Origin of the sequence: Xanthomonas sp. MUS 060 (assembly GCF_000963215.1) — a bacterium.
Lineage (GTDB): Bacteria > Pseudomonadota > Gammaproteobacteria > Xanthomonadales > Xanthomonadaceae > Xanthomonas_A.
The window spans coordinates 452,665-468,937 of sequence record NZ_JZIM01000001.1; the positions used below are offsets into that span (position 1 = coordinate 452,665).

Consider the following 16,273-nt stretch of genomic DNA (forward strand, 5'->3'; position numbering starts at 1 on the left):
TCATCGGCATCGTGGTGGTGATTGCCAAGGCGGCCACGTTTTACCTCCTGTATCGCCTATTGTGTTGAGTGCGGTGTTTGCATCCTTTTGAAGACGATGACCATTGTTGCCATGACCGCGCGCATTCCCACCTTGGACATCACCCGCTTTGACAGCGACCGCGACGCCTTCGTCGCCGAACTGGGTGCGGCGTACCGCGAGTGGGGGTTTGCCGGTATCCGTCACCACGGCATCGCACAGGCGCAGATCGATGCCGCCTATGCTGTATTCAAGGCGTTCTTTGCCTTGCCCGAAGCGGTCAAGCGCAAATACCACGTGCCCGGCGGCGGCGGTGCGCGCGGTTACACCCCTTTTGGCGTAGAGACCGCCAAGGGTGCTCAGCACTTCGACCTGAAAGAGTTCTGGCATATCGGTCGCGACATCGCCGACCATGCCAAGTACCGCGAGGTGATGCCGCCTAACGTGTGGCCGAGCGAAGTGCCGGAGTTTCGCGCACACGGCTATGGCTTGTACCAGTCGCTGGATCGACTCGGTGCGCGGGTGCTGTCCGCGCTGGCGCTGCATATCGGCCTGCCCGAGCACTATTTTGTCGACAAGACCGACTCGGGCAATTCGATCCTGCGCCCGATCCATTATCCGCCGATTACCGCCGACGACATCCCCAACGTGCGCGCCGGCGCTCATGAGGACATCAATCTGATCACGCTGCTAGTCGGGGCTAGCGCCGCCGGTTTGGAAGTGAAGTCCAGGCAGGGCGAATGGGTGCCGTTTACCTCCGACGCCGATACCATCGTGGTCAACATCGGCGATATGTTGCAGCGGCTGACCAATCATGTGTATCCCTCGACCACGCATCGCGTGATCAATCCGCCGGGGGAGCAGGCGCGCGCGCCGCGTTATTCGGTGCCGTTTTTCCTGCATCCGAACCCGGATTTCCTGATCGACGTGCTGCCCGTGTGCATCAGTGCCGACAATCCCAATCGCTATCCCGAGCCGATCACCGCGCAGGGCTATCTGGAAGAGCGCCTGCGCGAGATCAATCTGAGGTAACCTCGCCCGCAACGCTCCGTGCCGCCGCCGGGACGCTCAGCGGCCGGGAACGGCCTAAAGCCGGGTCCGGTCACGGTCGATATCATTTGCAGGTCGCCCTCGACGCGCCGTCCGGAAGGTCCGGGCGCTGCCAGCCGGGCCCGTAGAGAGGGTGCGATGACAAGGCGGACGAGATCCTTCGGGCGGCAAGGTCGCCACTGCTGGCTCGCAGTGGTGCTTGGGCTGGCTGTGTTGCCGGCAGCGGCCACGCCGGTCACAGTGGTCGTGACCGATGCCGCCGGGCCGCTGGCCGATGCCGTGGTCAGTCTGCAACCGGCCACGCCGACACGTCAGGCCTCGCCGGCGTCGTCGGTGACGGCGACGATGGATCAGGTCAACTCGCAGTTCGTGCCTGCTGTGCTGGCGGTGCAGGTCGGTAGCTTGGTGCGCTTTCCCAACCGCGATCAGATCCGTCACCAGGTATATTCCTTCTCGCCGGCCAAGCGCTTCGAGCTGCCGCTATACCAGGGCAGCACTGCCAAGCCGGTGCGCTTCGATCAACCGGGCCTGGTCACGGTGGGCTGCAACATCCATGACTGGATGGTCGGCTACGTGATGGTGCTCGATACCCCGTATTTCGCCGTGACTGGTGCCGACGCGCAGGTGCGACTGGACGTGCCGCCCGGCGCATACGAACTGCGGGTATGGCATCCGCGCCTGAGCGGTGCCGGCTATTCGCAGTCGCTGCAGGTGGCGCGTGCCCCGCTGCGCCAAACGGTGCTGCTGTCCACCCGTGGGCCGGCGCAGGTCGTCCCGGAGGATCCGCGTATTCGTGCATTGCAGGACAAATTCCGTCGCAGCCAGACGGCGCCGACGCGATGAAGCCTTGGCGGTTGCACACCCGCATCGCCGCACTGGTGGTGCTGGTGGTGCTGGCGGCACAGGCGCTGACGTTCCTGGTCGTGCACGTGGCGACCAAGCGCAGTGTCGCCGCGCAACTGGATGATGAGCTGCGCACCGGTGAGCTTGTGTGGCATAGCATCGACCAGCGCCGCGACGAGCAACTGTTGCAGGCCGCCTCGGTGCTCGCCGACGATTTCGGTTTCCGCGCCGCAGTGACCAGCGGCGACGTGCCGACCATGCAGTCGGCGCTGCGTAATCATGCCGCGCGCGTGCACGCGCCCAGTGCCCTGCTGTTATCGGCCGACGGCCAGTTCCTGGCCGGACTCTCACCGCTGCCGCAGGCGCAACAACTGCGTGCCGTGCAGCCGCTGTTGCGGCAGGCACAGCGCGACGGCAGCGCGTCTGGCATCGTGGTGCTGGACCGGCGCCTCATGCGTCTGGCACTGGTGCAGGTGCTTGCGCCGCAACGGGTCGGCTGGGTCGCTATCGGCGGGGAATCCGGCGCCGAGCTCGGTCAGGACTTCACCAGCACCACCGGATTGGACGCGACCTTTTTTAGCATTCAGGGCACGCCGCAGGTGCTGGCCTCGACCCTGGATCCGTTGCGCGCCGAGCAGTTCCAGCAGCAGTTGCGGCGCACGCCGTTGGCATCGACGGCCGCACAGCCGCTCCTGCTTGGGCAGGCGCGGTACCTCGTGCGGGTGCGACCGGCGTCCGACGAAGGCCGCGTCATGGTCGCGCTGCAGGCATCGCTGGACCGCGCCGATGCGCCGTACCGCTTGCTGAAGCTGCGCATTCTGATCCTGGCTGGCGTGGCCACCTTGGCCGCGTTGGTGGTGGCGATCTTCCTGGCGCGTGGGGTCAGCCGCCCGGTTGCGCAACTGGTCGCGGCGACGCGTCGCATCCAGTACGGCGACTATCAGACGTTGCTGCCGCTGCAAGCCGGCGCCGAGCTGACCGAACTGGCGAACAGCTTCGGCGCCATGCAGCGCCACATCGCCAGCCGCGAGCAGGACATCCTGCATCAGGCGCGGCACGATGCACTGACCGGATTGCCCAACCGCACGGCGCTGCTGCAGCACTTGCAGGCCGTGGTCGAGGCGTGCCATAGCGATGCCAGCACTGCGGCTGTGTTAGTGCTGGACATGGAACGTTTCAAGGAAATCAATGATAGTTTCGGCCATGATTTCGCCGATCAGGTGCTGGTCCATACCGGGCGCCGGCTGGAACAGGCGGTACGTGCGCCGGATCTGGTCGGTCGGCTCGGCAGCGATGAATTCATGGTGGTGCTGGCGCGCTGCGATGCCGCAGAGGTGGATGCCTATGCCGCCGAGTTGCTGGCGCAACTGCGGCACCCGCTGATCCTGCCGCAGGCGCGGATCCTGGCCGATGCGAGCATCGGCATCGCACTGATTCCCGCGCATGGCGCCGATGCCGACACCCTGATGCGCCGCGCCGATATTGCCCGTCAGCAGGCGCGGCAACTCGGCACCGGTGCATCCGTGTACCGCGACGGGCAGGACGAGCAGCACCTGCGCCGCCTGCGTCTGACCGGCGATCTGCGCCAGGCGATCGCGCGTGGCGAGATGTCGCTGCGCTTCCAGCCGAAGATCTGCCTGGCGCGCGGCGAGGTCGAACAGGTGGAGGTATTGCTGCGCTGGCAGCATCCGCAGCTCGGCCCGATCGGGCCGGACGAGTTCATTCCATTGGCCGAGCACTCCGGGGCGATCCAGCCGCTCACCCAGTTCGTGCTCGACGAGGCGATGCGCCTGCAGGCGCTGTGGCGCGGTCAGGGCCTGGATCTTGGTCTGGCGATCAACCTGTCGGCGCTGGACCTCAACGATCCGGGCTTGCCGGCCTTCGTCAGCGGTTGCCTGGCACGGCATGGCCTGGCTGCGCCGCGCTTGACCCTGGAGCTGACCGAAAGCGCGCTGATGCGCGATGTCGAGCACGCCCTGCACATGCTGCAGCAACTGCGCCGCTGCGGCGTGCGCCTGTCCATCGATGACTTCGGCACGGGGTATTCGTCGCTGGCGCAGCTCAAGCGCATGCCGGTTCAGGAGCTGAAGATCGACAAGAGTTTCGTATTGCAGTTGGCCGAGGGCAGCGACGACGCGGTGATCGTTCGCAGTACCATCGACCTGGGGCACCACATGGGCTTGAAGGTGGTTGCCGAGGGCGTGGAGCATGCGGCGGCCGAGACTTTGCTGCGCGGCTACGGCTGCGACATGGCGCAGGGCTATCTGTATGCTCAGCCGCTCGACCCGCCGGCCTTGCTGGCCTGGTGCGCTCAGCGCGGGAAGGCGGGCGCGGTAACGTCGGCGCCGATCAAGGAGACTTCCCGATGACCCGAACCCGACTTCCACGAAGTACGTTGCTGGTGGCTGCGGCCTTGCTGCCAGCGTTGGCCTGGGGCGGGCAGGGACGGCTGCTGGCCACCGGTGGCGCCTCCAGCGTGGAGGGCAGCGGCGGTGGCGGCATCGTGCCGTGGGCGACCTTGTCCGGCTACGGCACGCGCGATCAGGATGGTGCGGTGTTGTTCGCCACACATGTGGACAGCGGCGATTACCGGCTGGACGTGCAGGGTGCGGCGCTGACCCTGGACAACCGTCTGGAACTGTCGCTGGCGCGGCAGCGCCTGGACCTCGGTACGTTGCAGCGGCGCCTGGCGCTGCCGTGGAATGCGCTCGGCCAGGACGTGGTCGGTGCCAAGTTGCGGCTGGGCGGTGACCTGGTCTACGGGGCCGCGCCGCAGGTCGCGCTGGGCGTTCAGTACAAGCGGCTGCGTGACGGCACCCTGCCGCTGGCGATCGGCGCGCGCGCCGACCATGGCACCGACGTCTATCTCAGCGCCGCCAAACTGTGGCTGGACGCGGCAGGCGGCTACCAGTTGCTGGTCAACGGCACGGTGCGCGCCACCCGCGCCAACCAGACCGGGTTGCTCGGTTTCGGCGGCGACCGCGGCAATGCGTATCGGCTGATGGCCGAGGCCAGCGTTGCGGTGGTGCTGGATCCGTCCTGGGTGCTGGGCCTGGAATACCGGCAGAAGCCGGACAACCTCGGATTCGCCCGCGAGCAGGCCTGGGCGGACGCGTTCGTGGCATGGTTCCCGAACAAGCGCGTGTCCGTGGTCGGCGCCTGGGCCGAGCTCGGGGACGTGGCCACCCTGCGCGACCAGCGCGGGCCCTATCTCTCCCTGCAGGTAGCGTTCTGACATGATTCGGCCGATGCGTGTACTGACCCCGATCCTGCTGGCGACGGCAGTGCTGTTGGCCGGTTGCGCCAGCGCTCCGCCGCCGCCGCGCACGCTGTACACCGACCTGGGCGGCCAGCCCGGCATCGATGCGCTGGTGGAGACCCTGCTGTCGCGCATCGCCGACGACCCACGGATCGTCCAGCACTTCGCCCGGGTCAACATCGTGATGCTGAACCAGCGTTTGGTACAGAAGTTCTGCCACCTCAGTGATGGCCCGTGCGCCGACACCGCCAAGCCGATGAAGCAGGCGCACCAGCATTTGCCGATCCACGAGGCGGACTTCAACGCGCTGGTCGAGGACCTGGTGTGGGCGATGGACCAGCGCGGCATCCCGCGTCGCACCCAGAACCGGCTGCTGGCAAGGCTGGCCCCGCTGCATGGCGATATCGTCAATCAGCCATAGGCGCGTGCCGCGCTTCCCTCCATCCAGCGCAGCATGCGGATGACGGCGGTCGCCGCCGGACGGGTAGGCGGTGCGCTATTCCACCGATCACGATGTCCACGGGTAGCTGTGGACGCAGCTCCTCGGCCAGCGCTGCGCGCCGTGCGCTCAGGATCAGCGGGATGCCACGTCTGGCGTATTCGCTGGCGATTTCGCCGCCGATGCCGCTGGATGCGCCGGTAATCAGGGCGTAGCCTGGAGGCGTGGGCATGGTGGTGCGGTCTCGGTGCGGGGAGTTGGGATGGCGGGCCTTGGTGCCGCATCGGCTATTCTTTGGGCAAATTTTGCCGAGAAATGCGCCGATGCGACGCAAGATCGTAGCTGCAAATTGGAAATTGCATGGCACCGGCCAGGTTGCCCACGCGCTGCTGCAGGCGGTGGTCGCAGGGTTGTCCGACGATGCGGTGGAGGTGGTGATTCTGCCGCCATTGCCGTATCTGGCCGGCCTGATCCAGACCTTCCAGCGTCCTACGTTGCGTTTCGGAGCCCAGGATGTCAGTAGCAACGTGCAGGGCGCCTATACGGGCGAGGTTTCGGCGGCGATGCTGGTCGATGTCGGTGCCGACTATGGGTTGGTTGGGCACTCGGAGCGGCGTCAGTATCACCATGAGAGCAGTGAACTGGTGGCGCGCAAATTCGCTGCGGTCATCGCTGCCGGGTTACGCCCGATCCTGTGCGTGGGCGAGACCCTGGAGCAGCGTCAGGCCGAGCAGACCGAGGCGGCGATCGCCGCGCAACTGACGCCGGTGCTGTGCCTGGTCGGGGGCGAGGGCTTCGCCAACGCGGTGATCTCCTACGAGCCGGTGTGGGCAATCGGTACCGGACGTACCGCCAGCCCGGCGCAGGCGCAGGCGGTACATGCCTTCATTCGTGGCGAAGTGGCTGTCCGCGATGCTAGAATCGCAGATTCGCTGCCTATCCTGTATGGCGGCAGTGTCAAGCCCGATAACGCCGCCGAGCTGTTCGCACAGCCCGATGTCGATGGCGGGCTGGTCGGCGGCGCCTCGCTGGATGCCGCGCAATTCCTGGCCATCGTGCAAGCGGCGGCCTCCCGTTAATTTGGTCATCGCCGCTGGCGATTGCTCGTACTTCAAGTCGTACTGTCTGGACGGATCTCGAAATGCTGATTGTCATCCTCAATGTGGTGTACGTGTTGGTGGCGATCGCAATGATCGCGCTGATCCTGATGCAGCGCGGTGCCGGTGCGGCGGCGGGCTCCGGGTTCGGCGCAGGTGCGTCCGGTACGGTGTTCGGGTCGCGTGGTGCGTCCAACTTCCTGTCCAAGACGACCAAGTGGCTGGCGGTGGCGTTCTTTGCCATCAGCCTTTTCATGGCTTGGTACGCTGCTCACAGCGCGCGTCCGGCCGATGCCAACCTGGGTGTGATGTCGCAGGGTGCGGTCCCGGTGCAGGCCGCGCCGGCCGGTGAATTGCAGATTCCGCGGGCGCCATCGTCGGCTCCGGTCGCGCCGGCGGTGGCTCCGCCCGCCGCCCCGGCAGCGGAGAAGGAGCAAGAAAAGTCGCCGGCCCCATCGCAGAAACACTGAAGACGGTTACACTATGTTGCGCGGCGGGATTGCCGCGCATGTGATGCAGGCCCAGGTGGCGGAATTGGTAGACGCACTACCTTGAGGTGGTAGCGACTTAGGTCGTAGGGGTTCGAGTCCCCTCTTGGGCACCATTGTTTGGCTGCGGTTTTTTGTGCGAAGGGGTGTTTTGCCTTCGTCCAGGAGATCGCCTACCCCATGTCTGCGCGCTACGCGCGTGGGCAAAGGCAAGAGAGAATCGCGAGTGCTGGCCGAATATTTGCCGACCCTGCTGTTTCTGATCGTGGCCACCGGCATCGGCGTTGCGCTGATGTTGATAGGGCGGTTCCTCGGTCCCCGGCGTCCTGACCTGAAGAAGCTCTCGCCCTACGAGTGCGGCTTCGAGGCGTTCGAGGATGCGCGCATGAAGTTCGACGTGCGCTATTACCTTATCGCCATCCAGTTCATCGTCTTCGATCTGGAAATCATCTTCATCGTGCCCTGGACGCAGGTGTTCATGGACCTGGGTGCTCGCTCCCTGGTCACCATGGGCCTGTTCGTCGGCATGCTGTTTCTCGGTTTTGTTTACGTGTGGAAGAAGGGAGCGCTGGAATGGGAGTGATTCAGACCCTGGATCGCCTGATGACCAACCCGATCCCGGAAGGGCGGGTGGACGACATCCTGCGCCCGGAAGGTGAGAACCCGCTGCTGGAAAAGGGTTACGTCACCACGAGTGTCGATGCGCTGCTGAACTGGGCGCGGACCGGCTCGATGTGGCCGATGACCTTCGGCTTGGCCTGCTGTGCGGTGGAGATGATGCATGCCGGCGCCGCGCGCTTGGACCTGGATCGCTACGGTGTGGTGTTTCGCCCGTCGCCGCGCCAATCCGACGTGATGATCGTCGCCGGCACCCTGGTCAACAAGATGGCCCCGGCGCTGCGCAAGGTCTACGACCAGATGCCGGACCCGAAGTGGGTCATCTCGATGGGGAGTTGCGCCAACGGCGGCGGCTACTACCACTATTCGTATTCGGTGGTGCGCGGCTGCGATCGCATCGTGCCGGTGGACGTCTACGTCCCGGGCTGCCCGCCGACCGCCGAGGCGCTGGTCTACGGCATCTTGCAGCTGCAGAAGAAGATCTGGCGAACCCAGACCATCGCGCGCTGATTCCTCATTTCCTTCGAGAGCACGCCAAGTCCCCATGGCAGAGCAAGCATCTTCCTTTAGCGACCGACTCGGTGCCCGTTTCCCGGGTAGCCGGGTGTTCGTAGCCTTTCCGCGCGGCGAAGTCACTCTGGAAGTGGCAGCCGATGCCTGGCACGCCACCTGTCTGGCGCTGCGCGATGAGTTCGGTTTCGAGCAATTGACCGACTTGTGCGGCGTCGACTATCTGGGCTATGGCAGCGACGAGTGGGATACCTCGGACGTGTCCTCGCACGGCTTCAGCCGCGGAGTCGAAGGCAAGGCCGTGGGTCGTTTCGCCTGGGGTGAGTTCCCCAGTGGCGAAGCCGATGGCGGCGCCCAGCCGTTGCCGGTGCCGCAGCAGCGCTACGCGGTGTTGGCGCAACTGATGTCCTATCGTCACAACCAGCGTCTGCGCGTGCGCTGCTATGCGCCCAACGAGGATTTGCCGGTGGTGGCCTCGGTCACCGACATCTGGCCCGGCGCCAACTGGTTCGAGCGCGAGGCGTTCGACCTGTTTGGCGTGGTCTTCGCCGGTCATCCCGACCTGCGGCGCATCCTCACCGATTACGGCTTCGTCGGTCATCCGTTCCGCAAGGACTTCCCGCTGATCGGCAATGTCGAAGTGCGCTACGACGAAGCGAAGCAGCGGGTGATCTACGAGCCGGTGACCTCTGTCGAGCCGCGCGTGGGCGTGCCGCGGGTGATCCGCGACGATGCGCGCTACCAGACGGCGGCGGGCGAAGCACAGAAGGAGTCCGCCAAGTGAGCGAGTACCAGCAGGCGCACGACGGGTTCGCCAGTAATCCTGCCGAGGCCAGGCAGGAGATCCGCAACTACACGATGAATTTCGGCCCGCAGCATCCGGCCGCGCACGGTGTGCTGCGCCTGATCCTGGAAATGGACGGGGAGACCGTGGTCCGCGCCGATCCGCACATCGGCCTGCTGCATCGTGGCACCGAAAAGCTGGCCGAGTCCAAGCCGTTCAACCAGTCGATCGGTTACATGGACCGCCTCGACTACGTGTCGATGATGTGCAACGAGCACGCCTACGTGCGCGCGATCGAGACCCTGATGGGCATCGAAGCGCCGGAGCGTGCGCAGTACATCCGCACCATGTTCGACGAAATCACCCGCATCTTGAATCACCTGATGTGGGTTGGTTCCAACGGTCTGGATTTGGGCGCGATGGCGGTGATGCTGTACGCGTTCCGCGAGCGCGAGGAGCTGATGGACGCCTACGAGGCGGTATCCGGCGCGCGCATGCACGCGACCTACTACCGTCCCGGTGGCGTTTACCGCGATCTGCCGGACCGCATGCCCAAGTACCAGGAATCGCGCTGGCACAAGGGCAATGCGCTGAAGCGGCTCAATGCCGCGCGCGAAGGCTCGTTGTTGGACTTCCTGGAAGACTTCACCAACACCTTCCCCGGTCGGGTCGATGAGTACGAGACCCTGCTCACCGACAACCGCATCTGGAAGCAGCGTACCGTCGGCATCGGCGTGGTCGCGCCGGAGCAGGCCTATGCCTGGGGCATGACCGGGGTCATGCTGCGTGGGTCGGGTATCGCCTGGGATCTGCGCAAGAAGCAGCCTTACGCCAAGTACGACAGCGTCCAGTTCGACATTCCGCTCGGTACCAACGGTGATTGCTACGACCGTTATCTTGTGCGCGTCGCGGAGATGCGTGAGTCCAACCGCATCATCAAGCAGTGCGTGCAGTGGCTGAAGGCCAATCCAGGGCCGGTGATGGTCGAGAACTTCAAGGTGGCGCCGCCCAAGCGCGCCGAGATGAAGGACGACATGGAAGCGTTGATCCATCACTTCAAATTATTCAGCGAAGGCTACTGCGTGCCGGCCGGCGAGACCTATTGCGCGGTTGAAGCGCCAAAGGGCGAGTTTGGCTGCTACCTGATGTCCGACGGCGCCAACAAGCCGTTCCGCGTGCATCTGCGCGCACCGGGTTTTGTGCATCTGTCGTCGATGGACGCGATCGTGCGTGGTCACATGCTGGCCGACGTGGTGGCGATGATCGGCACCTACGACCTGGTGTTCGGCGAGGTGGACCGATGAGGTCGGGTCCTGTAGCCCTTGGCCTGGGATCGGCGAAGAGCGGCGCTGCGGCGCTCCTACCGGTAGGTGGAACTGGAAATTTTGATGCGGCAGCGGTGAGCGGGAGAGGACTTTCACGGGTCCCGGGTCCCGGGTTCCGAGTCGCGGAGGTTTTGGCATGAAAGCGACAGGCAATTTTGAAACGGCGCGCGACGTCGATCCGATGGTGGTGCTGAGCGAGAAGACGCGCGCACACATCGATCACTGGCTGAGCAAGTTCCCGCCGGAGCGCAAGCGCTCGGCTGTGCTGCAAGGTCTGCATGCGGCGCAGGAGCAGAATCAGGGCTGGTTGACCGAAGAATTAATCGTTGGTGTGGCCAAGTACCTGGAATTGCCACCGGTGTGGGCCTACGAAGTCGCCAGCTTCTACTCGATGTTCGAAACCGAAAAGGTTGGCCGTCACAACGTCGCCTTCTGCACCAACATCAGTTGCTGGCTCAACGGCGCCGAAGATCTGGTCGCCCATGCCGAGAAGAAACTCGGTTGCAAGCTGGGTCAGTCCACCGCGGATGGCCGCGTTTACCTCAAGCGCGAGGAAGAATGCCTGGCCGGTTGCGCTGGCGCGCCGATGATGGTGATCAACGGCCACTATCACGAGCACCTGACCAAGGACAAGGTCGACGCGCTGCTGGACGGGTTGGAGTAACGGCAATGGCACAACATCACCACGCTCCCACCGGTCCAGTCGGTCCCGCGCCGCTGCCGCACCAAGTGGTCTACACCACGCTGCACTACGACACCCCGTGGTCGTACGAGAGCTATCTGAAAACCGGTGGCTACGCCGCGCTGCGCAAGATCCTCGATGAGAAGATCCCGCCGGAACAGGTGATCGAGATGGTCAAGCAGTCGAACCTGCGTGGCCGCGGCGGTGCCGGCTTTCCGACTGGGCTGAAATGGTCGTTCATGCCCAAGGGTGCGCCGCAGAAGTACATCCTGTGCAATTCGGACGAGTCCGAGCCGGGTACCTGCAAGGATCGCGACATCCTGCGTTACAACCCGCATTCGGTTGTGGAGGGCATGGCGATCGCCTGCTACGCCACCGGCTCGACCGTGGGCTACAACTACCTGCGCGGTGAGTTCCACCACGAGCCGTTCGAACACTTCGAACAAGCGTTGGCTGATGCCTACGCCAATGGCTGGCTGGGCAAGAACATCCTCGGTAGCGGTGTGGATATCGATATCTACGGTGCGCTGGGCGCTGGTGCATACATCTGCGGCGAAGAAACCGCGCTGATGGAATCACTGGAAGGCAAGAAGGGCCAGCCACGCTACAAGCCGCCGTTCCCGGCCAACTTCGGTCTGTACGGCAAGCCTTCGACGATCAACAACACCGAGACCTACGCCTCGGTGCCGGCGATCATCCGCAACGGTCCGGAATGGTTCCTGGGGCTGAGCAAGACCAAGAACGGCGGGCCGAAGATCTTCTCGGTCTCCGGTTGTGTGCAGAAGGGCGGCAACTTCGAGGTGCCGCTGGGCACCACCTTCGACGAATTGCTGGAGATGGCCGGCGGACTGAAGCCGGGCCGCACCCTCAAGGGCGCGATTCCGGGCGGCGTGTCGATGCCAGTGCTCAAGGCCGAGGAACTCAAGGGCCTGCAGATGGATTACGACACCCTGCGCGCGTTGGGTACCGGCCTGGGCTCGGGCGCGATCGTGGTGCTGGACGACAGCGTGTGCTGCGTGAAGTTCGCCTGCCGTATCTCGCAGTTCTTCCACAAGGAATCCTGCGGGCAGTGCACCCCGTGCCGCGAAGGCACCGGCTGGATGCATCGAGTGCTGGAGCGCATCGTCGCCGGCAAGGCGAGCATGGAAGACCTGCACCAACTGCGTACCGTCGCCGGGCAGATCGAAGGCCACACCATCTGTGCCTTCGGCGAAGCGGCGGCTTGGCCGATTCAGGGTTTCTTGCGCCAGTTCTGGGACGAATTCGAGTACTACATCGTCAACGGTCATTCCATGGTCGATGGCAAGAAGGTGGAGGCAGCCGCCGCATGAGCGCGCAACCCAACAATCCCGGCGCAACTCCGGCAGTGGTGCCGGAAGGGCACGTGACCGTCGAGATCGACGGTCAGTCCTTGGTCGTGCCGAAAGGCGCGATGATCATCCAGGCTGCCGACAAAGCCGGCATCCCGATTCCGCGTTTCTGCTACCACGAGAAGTTGCCGATCGCGGCCAACTGTCGCATGTGCCTGGTCGACGTGGAGAAGTCGCCCAAGCCGTCGCCGGCCTGCGCCACACCGGTGATGGACGGCATGAAGGTGCAGACCCGTAGCGACAAGGCGCTGAAGTACCAGCGCAGCGTCATGGAATTTCTGCTGATCAACCACCCGCTGGATTGCCCGATCTGCGATCAGGGCGGGGAGTGCGAGTTACAGGACGTCTCGCTGGGTTATGGCCGTTCGGTCAGCCGTTTCAACGAGCGCAAGCGCGTGGTCGCCGATGAGGACATCGGTCCGTTGGTCGCCACCGAGATGACCCGCTGCATCCAGTGCACCCGTTGCGTGCGCTTCACCGCTGACATCGCCGGTACCTACGAACTGGGCGGCATGTACCGCGGCGAGAACCTACAGATCGGCACTTACGACGGCAAGCCGTTGACCACCGAGCTGTCCGGTAACGTCATCGATGTGTGCCCGGTTGGCGCGCTGACCAACAAGGTGTTCCAGTTCCGTGCCCGCCCGTGGGAACTCACCGCGCGCGAGTCGCTGGGCTACCACGACGCGATGGGCTCCAATCTGTTCCTGCACGTGCGTCGCGGCGAAGTACTGCGCACCGTGCCGCGCGATAACGAGGCGGTCAACGAGTGCTGGCTGTCCGACCGCGACCGCTATTCGCACCAGGGTCTGTACGCCGAGGACCGCGCACTGCGGCCGTTGCGCAAGGTCGATGGGCAGTGGCGCGAAGTGTCGTGGGCCGAAGGGCTTGCCGCCGCTGGCGAAATTCTCAAGGCCAACCGTGGCGATGCGCTGGGTGTGCTGGCGCATCCGTCCACCTCCAACGAAGAAGGCGCGCTGCTGGCACGCTTGGCCGATGGCCTGGACAGCGGCAATCTCGATCACCGGGTGTACAACCGCGACTTCTCCGATGCCGCGCTCGCCGAACCGTTCGCCCTGCCGCTGGAGCAGATCGAACAGGCCGAGGTGGTGGTGATCCTGGGCAGCAATTTGCGCCATGAACTGCCGCTGCTGCACGCCCGCATCCGCAAGGCGCAGATGCAGCGCCACACCCAGGTGTATGCGATCAATCCGGTCGACTTCGAGTTTACTTTCGACCTGACGGATCGCCAGATCGTGGCGCCGTCGCGCTTTGCCGAGGTGCTGGCCGATGGCGCGTTGCGTCAGGTCACACAGGCCGCCGCTCGCGCGGTGCTGATCGTCGGTGCGTTGGCCGAGAACCATCCGCAGGCTGCGGCATTGCGTGCCGCTGCGCGTGACTTCGCCGCTGCCACCGGTGCTGCGTTGTGTCGTATTCCGCAGGGTGCCAATGCGCTCGGTCTGGCGCGTTACGGTGTGCTGCCGCGTGCGCGCAACGTCGCGGCGATGCTTGAGCAGCCGCGCAGCGCGTATGTGCTGTATGGCCTGGAGCCAGGCTTGGACTTCGCCGACGCGGCGGCGTCGCGTCGCGCGCTGGCCGGCGCCAAGGTGGTCGCTTTCAGTCACTTCGCCTGTGCCTCCACCCGCGATGTGGCCGACGTGATCCTGCCAATTGGCGCGCTGCCGGAGATCGAAGCAACGCTGACCAACCTCGATGGCGACGACCAGCGCACCCGCGCTGGCGGCAAATTGCCAGGCGAGGCCCGCGAAGGCTGGCGTGTACTGCGTGCGCTCGGTGGCGAGTTGGGCCTGCCCGGTTTCGCATTCACCGATCTGGCTGGTTTGCGCGATAGCTTGCAGCCGCGTGAGGTTGCCGCGTCGACCTCGCCGCAACCGTTACTGCAGGACGATGGCCTGGAACTGGCGGCGAGCCCGGCGATCTATCGCACCGATGCGGTGGTGCGTCGTGCGCCGGCATTGCAGCAGCATCCGCTCAATCGCGCGCCCAGCGTGACCCTGCATCCGCAGGACGCGACGCGGCTGGGTTTGCACGCGGGGCAGATGGTCAAGGTCGGCACTGCGGCGGGTAGCGCCACCTTGCCGCTGGAAACGGATCAGCGGGTCGCGCCGGGCGCGGCCTGGATCGAAACGGGCCACGGCGCGACCGCGCCGCTGGGTGCCGGTCGGGTGACGGTGGTGGCCGCATGAACGAGATGCTGTTGAACGTGGTCGACCCGCTGCATCAGTGGTTCCTCGGCCTGGGCGCCCTCGGCGTGGTGCTGTGGATCGTGCTGAAAATCCTGCTGATCGCCGTGCCGGTGATTACGGCGGTGGCGTTCTATGTGGTCTGGGAGCGCAAGCTGATCGGCTGGATGCACGTGCGCCACGGGCCGATGTACGTGGGCATGGGCATCTTCCAGGCCTTTGCCGACGTGTTCAAACTGCTGTTCAAGGAAATCATCCAGCCCAGCAGTTCGCACAAGGCGATGTTCGTGATCGCGCCGCTGATTACCCTGGCGCCGGCATTCGCGGCCTGGGCGGTGGTGCCGTTCGACGCCAAGCTGGTGTTGTCCAACGCCAATGCCGGCTTGTTGTATCTGTTGGCGATGACCTCGCTGGGCGTGTACGGCATCATCCTGGCCGGCTGGGCTTCCAACTCCAAGTACGCGTTCCTCGGTGCGATGCGCTCGGCGGCGCAGGTGGTCAGCTACGAGATCGCGATGGGTTTCGCCCTGGTCGGCGTGATGATCGCCGCCGGCAGCTTGAATCTCAGCACGATCGTGCAGGCGCAGGTCGGCAATTCCGGCTTCTTCGACTGGTTCCTGATCCCGCTGTTCCCGTTATTCATCGTGTACTGGGTGTCCGGCGTGGCCGAAACCAACCGCGCGCCGTTCGACGTGGTCGAAGGCGAGTCGGAAATCGTCGCCGGCCACATGGTCGAATACTCCGGCGGTGCGTTCGCGCTGTTCTTCCTGGCCGAATACGCCAACATGATCCTGGTCAGCTTCCTGGTCTCGATCTTCTTCCTGGGCGGCTGGCTGAGCCCGATCCAGGGTTGGGTGCAGGCCGATATCTCGCCGTGGATCGACTGGATCTGGAAGGGCGGCTGGCCCTGGCTGTTGGGCAAGGTGCTGTTCTTCGCCAGCGCGTACATCTGGTTCCGCGCCAGCTTCCCGCGTTATCGCTACGATCAGATCATGCGCCTGGGTTGGAAGGTGTTCATCCCGTTGACGATCGTGTGGATCGCGGTGACGGCATTGATGGTGTTCTACGGCGTGATCCACAAGGGCGTGTAAGCGATGAATAAAATCACCCATTACTTCAAGAGCCTGCTCCTGCTGGAATTACTCGGCGGCCTGTGGCTGACCTTGAAGTACACGTTCCGTCCCAAGTACACCGTGCTGTACCCGATGGAAAAATTCCCGCAGTCGCCGCGCTTCCGTGGCCTGCATGCGCTGCGCCGTTATCCCAACGGCGAGGAGCGCTGCATCGCCTGCAAACTGTGCGAAGCGGTGTGCCCGGCGCTGGCGATCACCATCGACTCGACCAAGCGCGAGGACGGCACCCGCCGCACCACCCGCTACGATATCGACCTGTTCAAGTGCATCTACTGCGGCTTCTGCGAGGAAAGCTGCCCGGTGGATTCGATCGTGGAGACCCAGGTGCTGGAATACCACTTCGAAAAGCGCGGCGAGAACATCGTCACCAAGCCGCAGTTGCTGGCCATCGGAGACCGGCTCGAGGCCGAGATCGCCGAGCGCCGCGCCGCCGACGCTCCTTTCCGCTGAGGT

At 64.8% G+C, this 16,273-nt stretch carries 16 protein-coding genes, 1 tRNA gene and 1 pseudogene; 17 read left to right on the forward strand and 1 reads right to left on the reverse strand.

Annotated elements, in window-relative coordinates; all coding sequences use genetic code 11:
• The first annotated feature begins 111 nt into the window (after positions 1 to 111).
• From XANALMUS060_RS02080 to XANALMUS060_RS02100, 5 genes are all read left to right on the forward strand, one after another.
• Positions 112 to 1,050 (forward strand): 2-oxoglutarate and iron-dependent oxygenase domain-containing protein, encoded by a 939-nt coding sequence (locus tag XANALMUS060_RS02080; protein ID WP_045737098.1) that lies wholly within the window; start codon positions 112 to 114, stop codon positions 1,048 to 1,050.
• 222 nt (positions 1,051 to 1,272) lie between these two features.
• Positions 1,273 to 1,911 carry a methylamine utilization protein gene (locus XANALMUS060_RS02085; RefSeq protein WP_045737099.1) on the forward strand — a complete coding sequence of 213 codons (639 nt, stop codon included), beginning with the start codon at positions 1,273 to 1,275 and terminating at the stop codon, positions 1,909 to 1,911.
• On the forward strand, positions 1,908 to 4,280 hold the full coding sequence (locus XANALMUS060_RS02090) for an EAL domain-containing protein (protein WP_045736919.1): 2,373 nt from the start codon (positions 1,908 to 1,910) through the stop codon (positions 4,278 to 4,280). Before XANALMUS060_RS02085 ends, XANALMUS060_RS02090 begins: the two co-directional genes overlap by 4 nt.
• Complete coding sequence (locus XANALMUS060_RS02095) at positions 4,277 to 5,146, forward strand: DUF3034 family protein (RefSeq protein ID WP_045736920.1); 870 nt, start codon at positions 4,277 to 4,279, stop codon at positions 5,144 to 5,146. The genes XANALMUS060_RS02090 and XANALMUS060_RS02095 overlap by 4 nt, the downstream gene beginning before the upstream one ends.
• A 13-nt stretch (positions 5,147 to 5,159) precedes the next feature.
• A complete protein-coding gene (locus tag XANALMUS060_RS02100; protein ID WP_152640360.1) occupies positions 5,160 to 5,591 on the forward strand; it encodes a group 1 truncated hemoglobin in 432 nt (143 codons plus the stop codon).
• A gap of 88 nt (positions 5,592 to 5,679) precedes the next feature.
• Here the strand turns inward: XANALMUS060_RS02100 and XANALMUS060_RS18145 are convergent.
• Positions 5,680 to 5,841 (reverse strand): annotated as a pseudogene (locus XANALMUS060_RS18145) (SDR family NAD(P)-dependent oxidoreductase); the annotation flags it as partial.
• A gap of 91 nt (positions 5,842 to 5,932) precedes the next feature.
• On the opposite strand from XANALMUS060_RS18145, the gene tpiA reads away from it, so the two are divergent.
• The 12 genes from tpiA to nuoI all read left to right on the forward strand — a co-directional run bounded on the left by tpiA (position 5,933) and on the right by nuoI (position 16,270).
• Positions 5,933 to 6,688, forward strand: a complete 756-nt coding sequence (gene tpiA / locus XANALMUS060_RS02105) for a triose-phosphate isomerase (RefSeq protein WP_045736922.1) — start codon at positions 5,933 to 5,935, stop codon at positions 6,686 to 6,688.
• A gap of 62 nt (positions 6,689 to 6,750) precedes the next feature.
• Positions 6,751 to 7,176, forward strand: coding sequence for a preprotein translocase subunit SecG (gene secG / locus XANALMUS060_RS02110; protein WP_045727175.1), 426 nt, complete (start codon positions 6,751 to 6,753; stop codon positions 7,174 to 7,176).
• A gap of 49 nt (positions 7,177 to 7,225) precedes the next feature.
• Positions 7,226 to 7,310, forward strand: a tRNA-Leu gene (locus XANALMUS060_RS02115).
• Positions 7,311 to 7,420: 110 nt separating this feature from the next.
• On the forward strand, positions 7,421 to 7,777 hold the full coding sequence (locus XANALMUS060_RS02120; RefSeq protein ID WP_012915525.1) for an NADH-quinone oxidoreductase subunit A: 357 nt from the start codon (positions 7,421 to 7,423) through the stop codon (positions 7,775 to 7,777).
• Positions 7,768 to 8,322 carry an NADH-quinone oxidoreductase subunit B gene (locus tag XANALMUS060_RS02125; RefSeq protein ID WP_010343006.1) on the forward strand — a complete coding sequence of 185 codons (555 nt, stop codon included), beginning with the start codon at positions 7,768 to 7,770 and terminating at the stop codon, positions 8,320 to 8,322. The genes XANALMUS060_RS02120 and XANALMUS060_RS02125 overlap by 10 nt, the downstream gene beginning before the upstream one ends.
• A 34-nt stretch (positions 8,323 to 8,356) precedes the next feature.
• Positions 8,357 to 9,106 carry an NADH-quinone oxidoreductase subunit C gene (locus tag XANALMUS060_RS02130; protein WP_045736923.1) on the forward strand — a complete coding sequence of 250 codons (750 nt, stop codon included), beginning with the start codon at positions 8,357 to 8,359 and terminating at the stop codon, positions 9,104 to 9,106.
• Complete coding sequence (locus tag XANALMUS060_RS02135) at positions 9,103 to 10,410, forward strand: NADH-quinone oxidoreductase subunit D (RefSeq protein WP_045736924.1); 1,308 nt, start codon at positions 9,103 to 9,105, stop codon at positions 10,408 to 10,410. The genes XANALMUS060_RS02130 and XANALMUS060_RS02135 overlap by 4 nt, the downstream gene beginning before the upstream one ends.
• A 157-nt stretch (positions 10,411 to 10,567) precedes the next feature.
• Positions 10,568 to 11,095, forward strand: a complete 528-nt coding sequence (gene nuoE, locus XANALMUS060_RS02140; RefSeq protein ID WP_045736925.1) for an NADH-quinone oxidoreductase subunit NuoE — start codon at positions 10,568 to 10,570, stop codon at positions 11,093 to 11,095.
• A 5-nt stretch (positions 11,096 to 11,100) separates the two neighbouring features.
• Complete coding sequence (gene nuoF, locus XANALMUS060_RS02145; RefSeq protein WP_045736926.1) at positions 11,101 to 12,444, forward strand: NADH-quinone oxidoreductase subunit NuoF; 1,344 nt, start codon at positions 11,101 to 11,103, stop codon at positions 12,442 to 12,444.
• Positions 12,441 to 14,690, forward strand: a complete 2,250-nt coding sequence (gene nuoG / locus XANALMUS060_RS02150) for an NADH-quinone oxidoreductase subunit NuoG (RefSeq protein WP_045736927.1) — start codon at positions 12,441 to 12,443, stop codon at positions 14,688 to 14,690. Before nuoF ends, nuoG begins: the two co-directional genes overlap by 4 nt.
• Positions 14,687 to 15,778 carry an NADH-quinone oxidoreductase subunit NuoH gene (nuoH, locus tag XANALMUS060_RS02155; protein WP_045727181.1) on the forward strand — a complete coding sequence of 364 codons (1,092 nt, stop codon included), beginning with the start codon at positions 14,687 to 14,689 and terminating at the stop codon, positions 15,776 to 15,778. The genes nuoG and nuoH overlap by 4 nt, the downstream gene beginning before the upstream one ends.
• A 3-nt stretch (positions 15,779 to 15,781) precedes the next feature.
• On the forward strand, positions 15,782 to 16,270 hold the full coding sequence (gene nuoI / locus XANALMUS060_RS02160; RefSeq protein WP_012915532.1) for an NADH-quinone oxidoreductase subunit NuoI: 489 nt from the start codon (positions 15,782 to 15,784) through the stop codon (positions 16,268 to 16,270).
• The last annotated feature ends 3 nt before the right edge of the window (positions 16,271 to 16,273 follow it).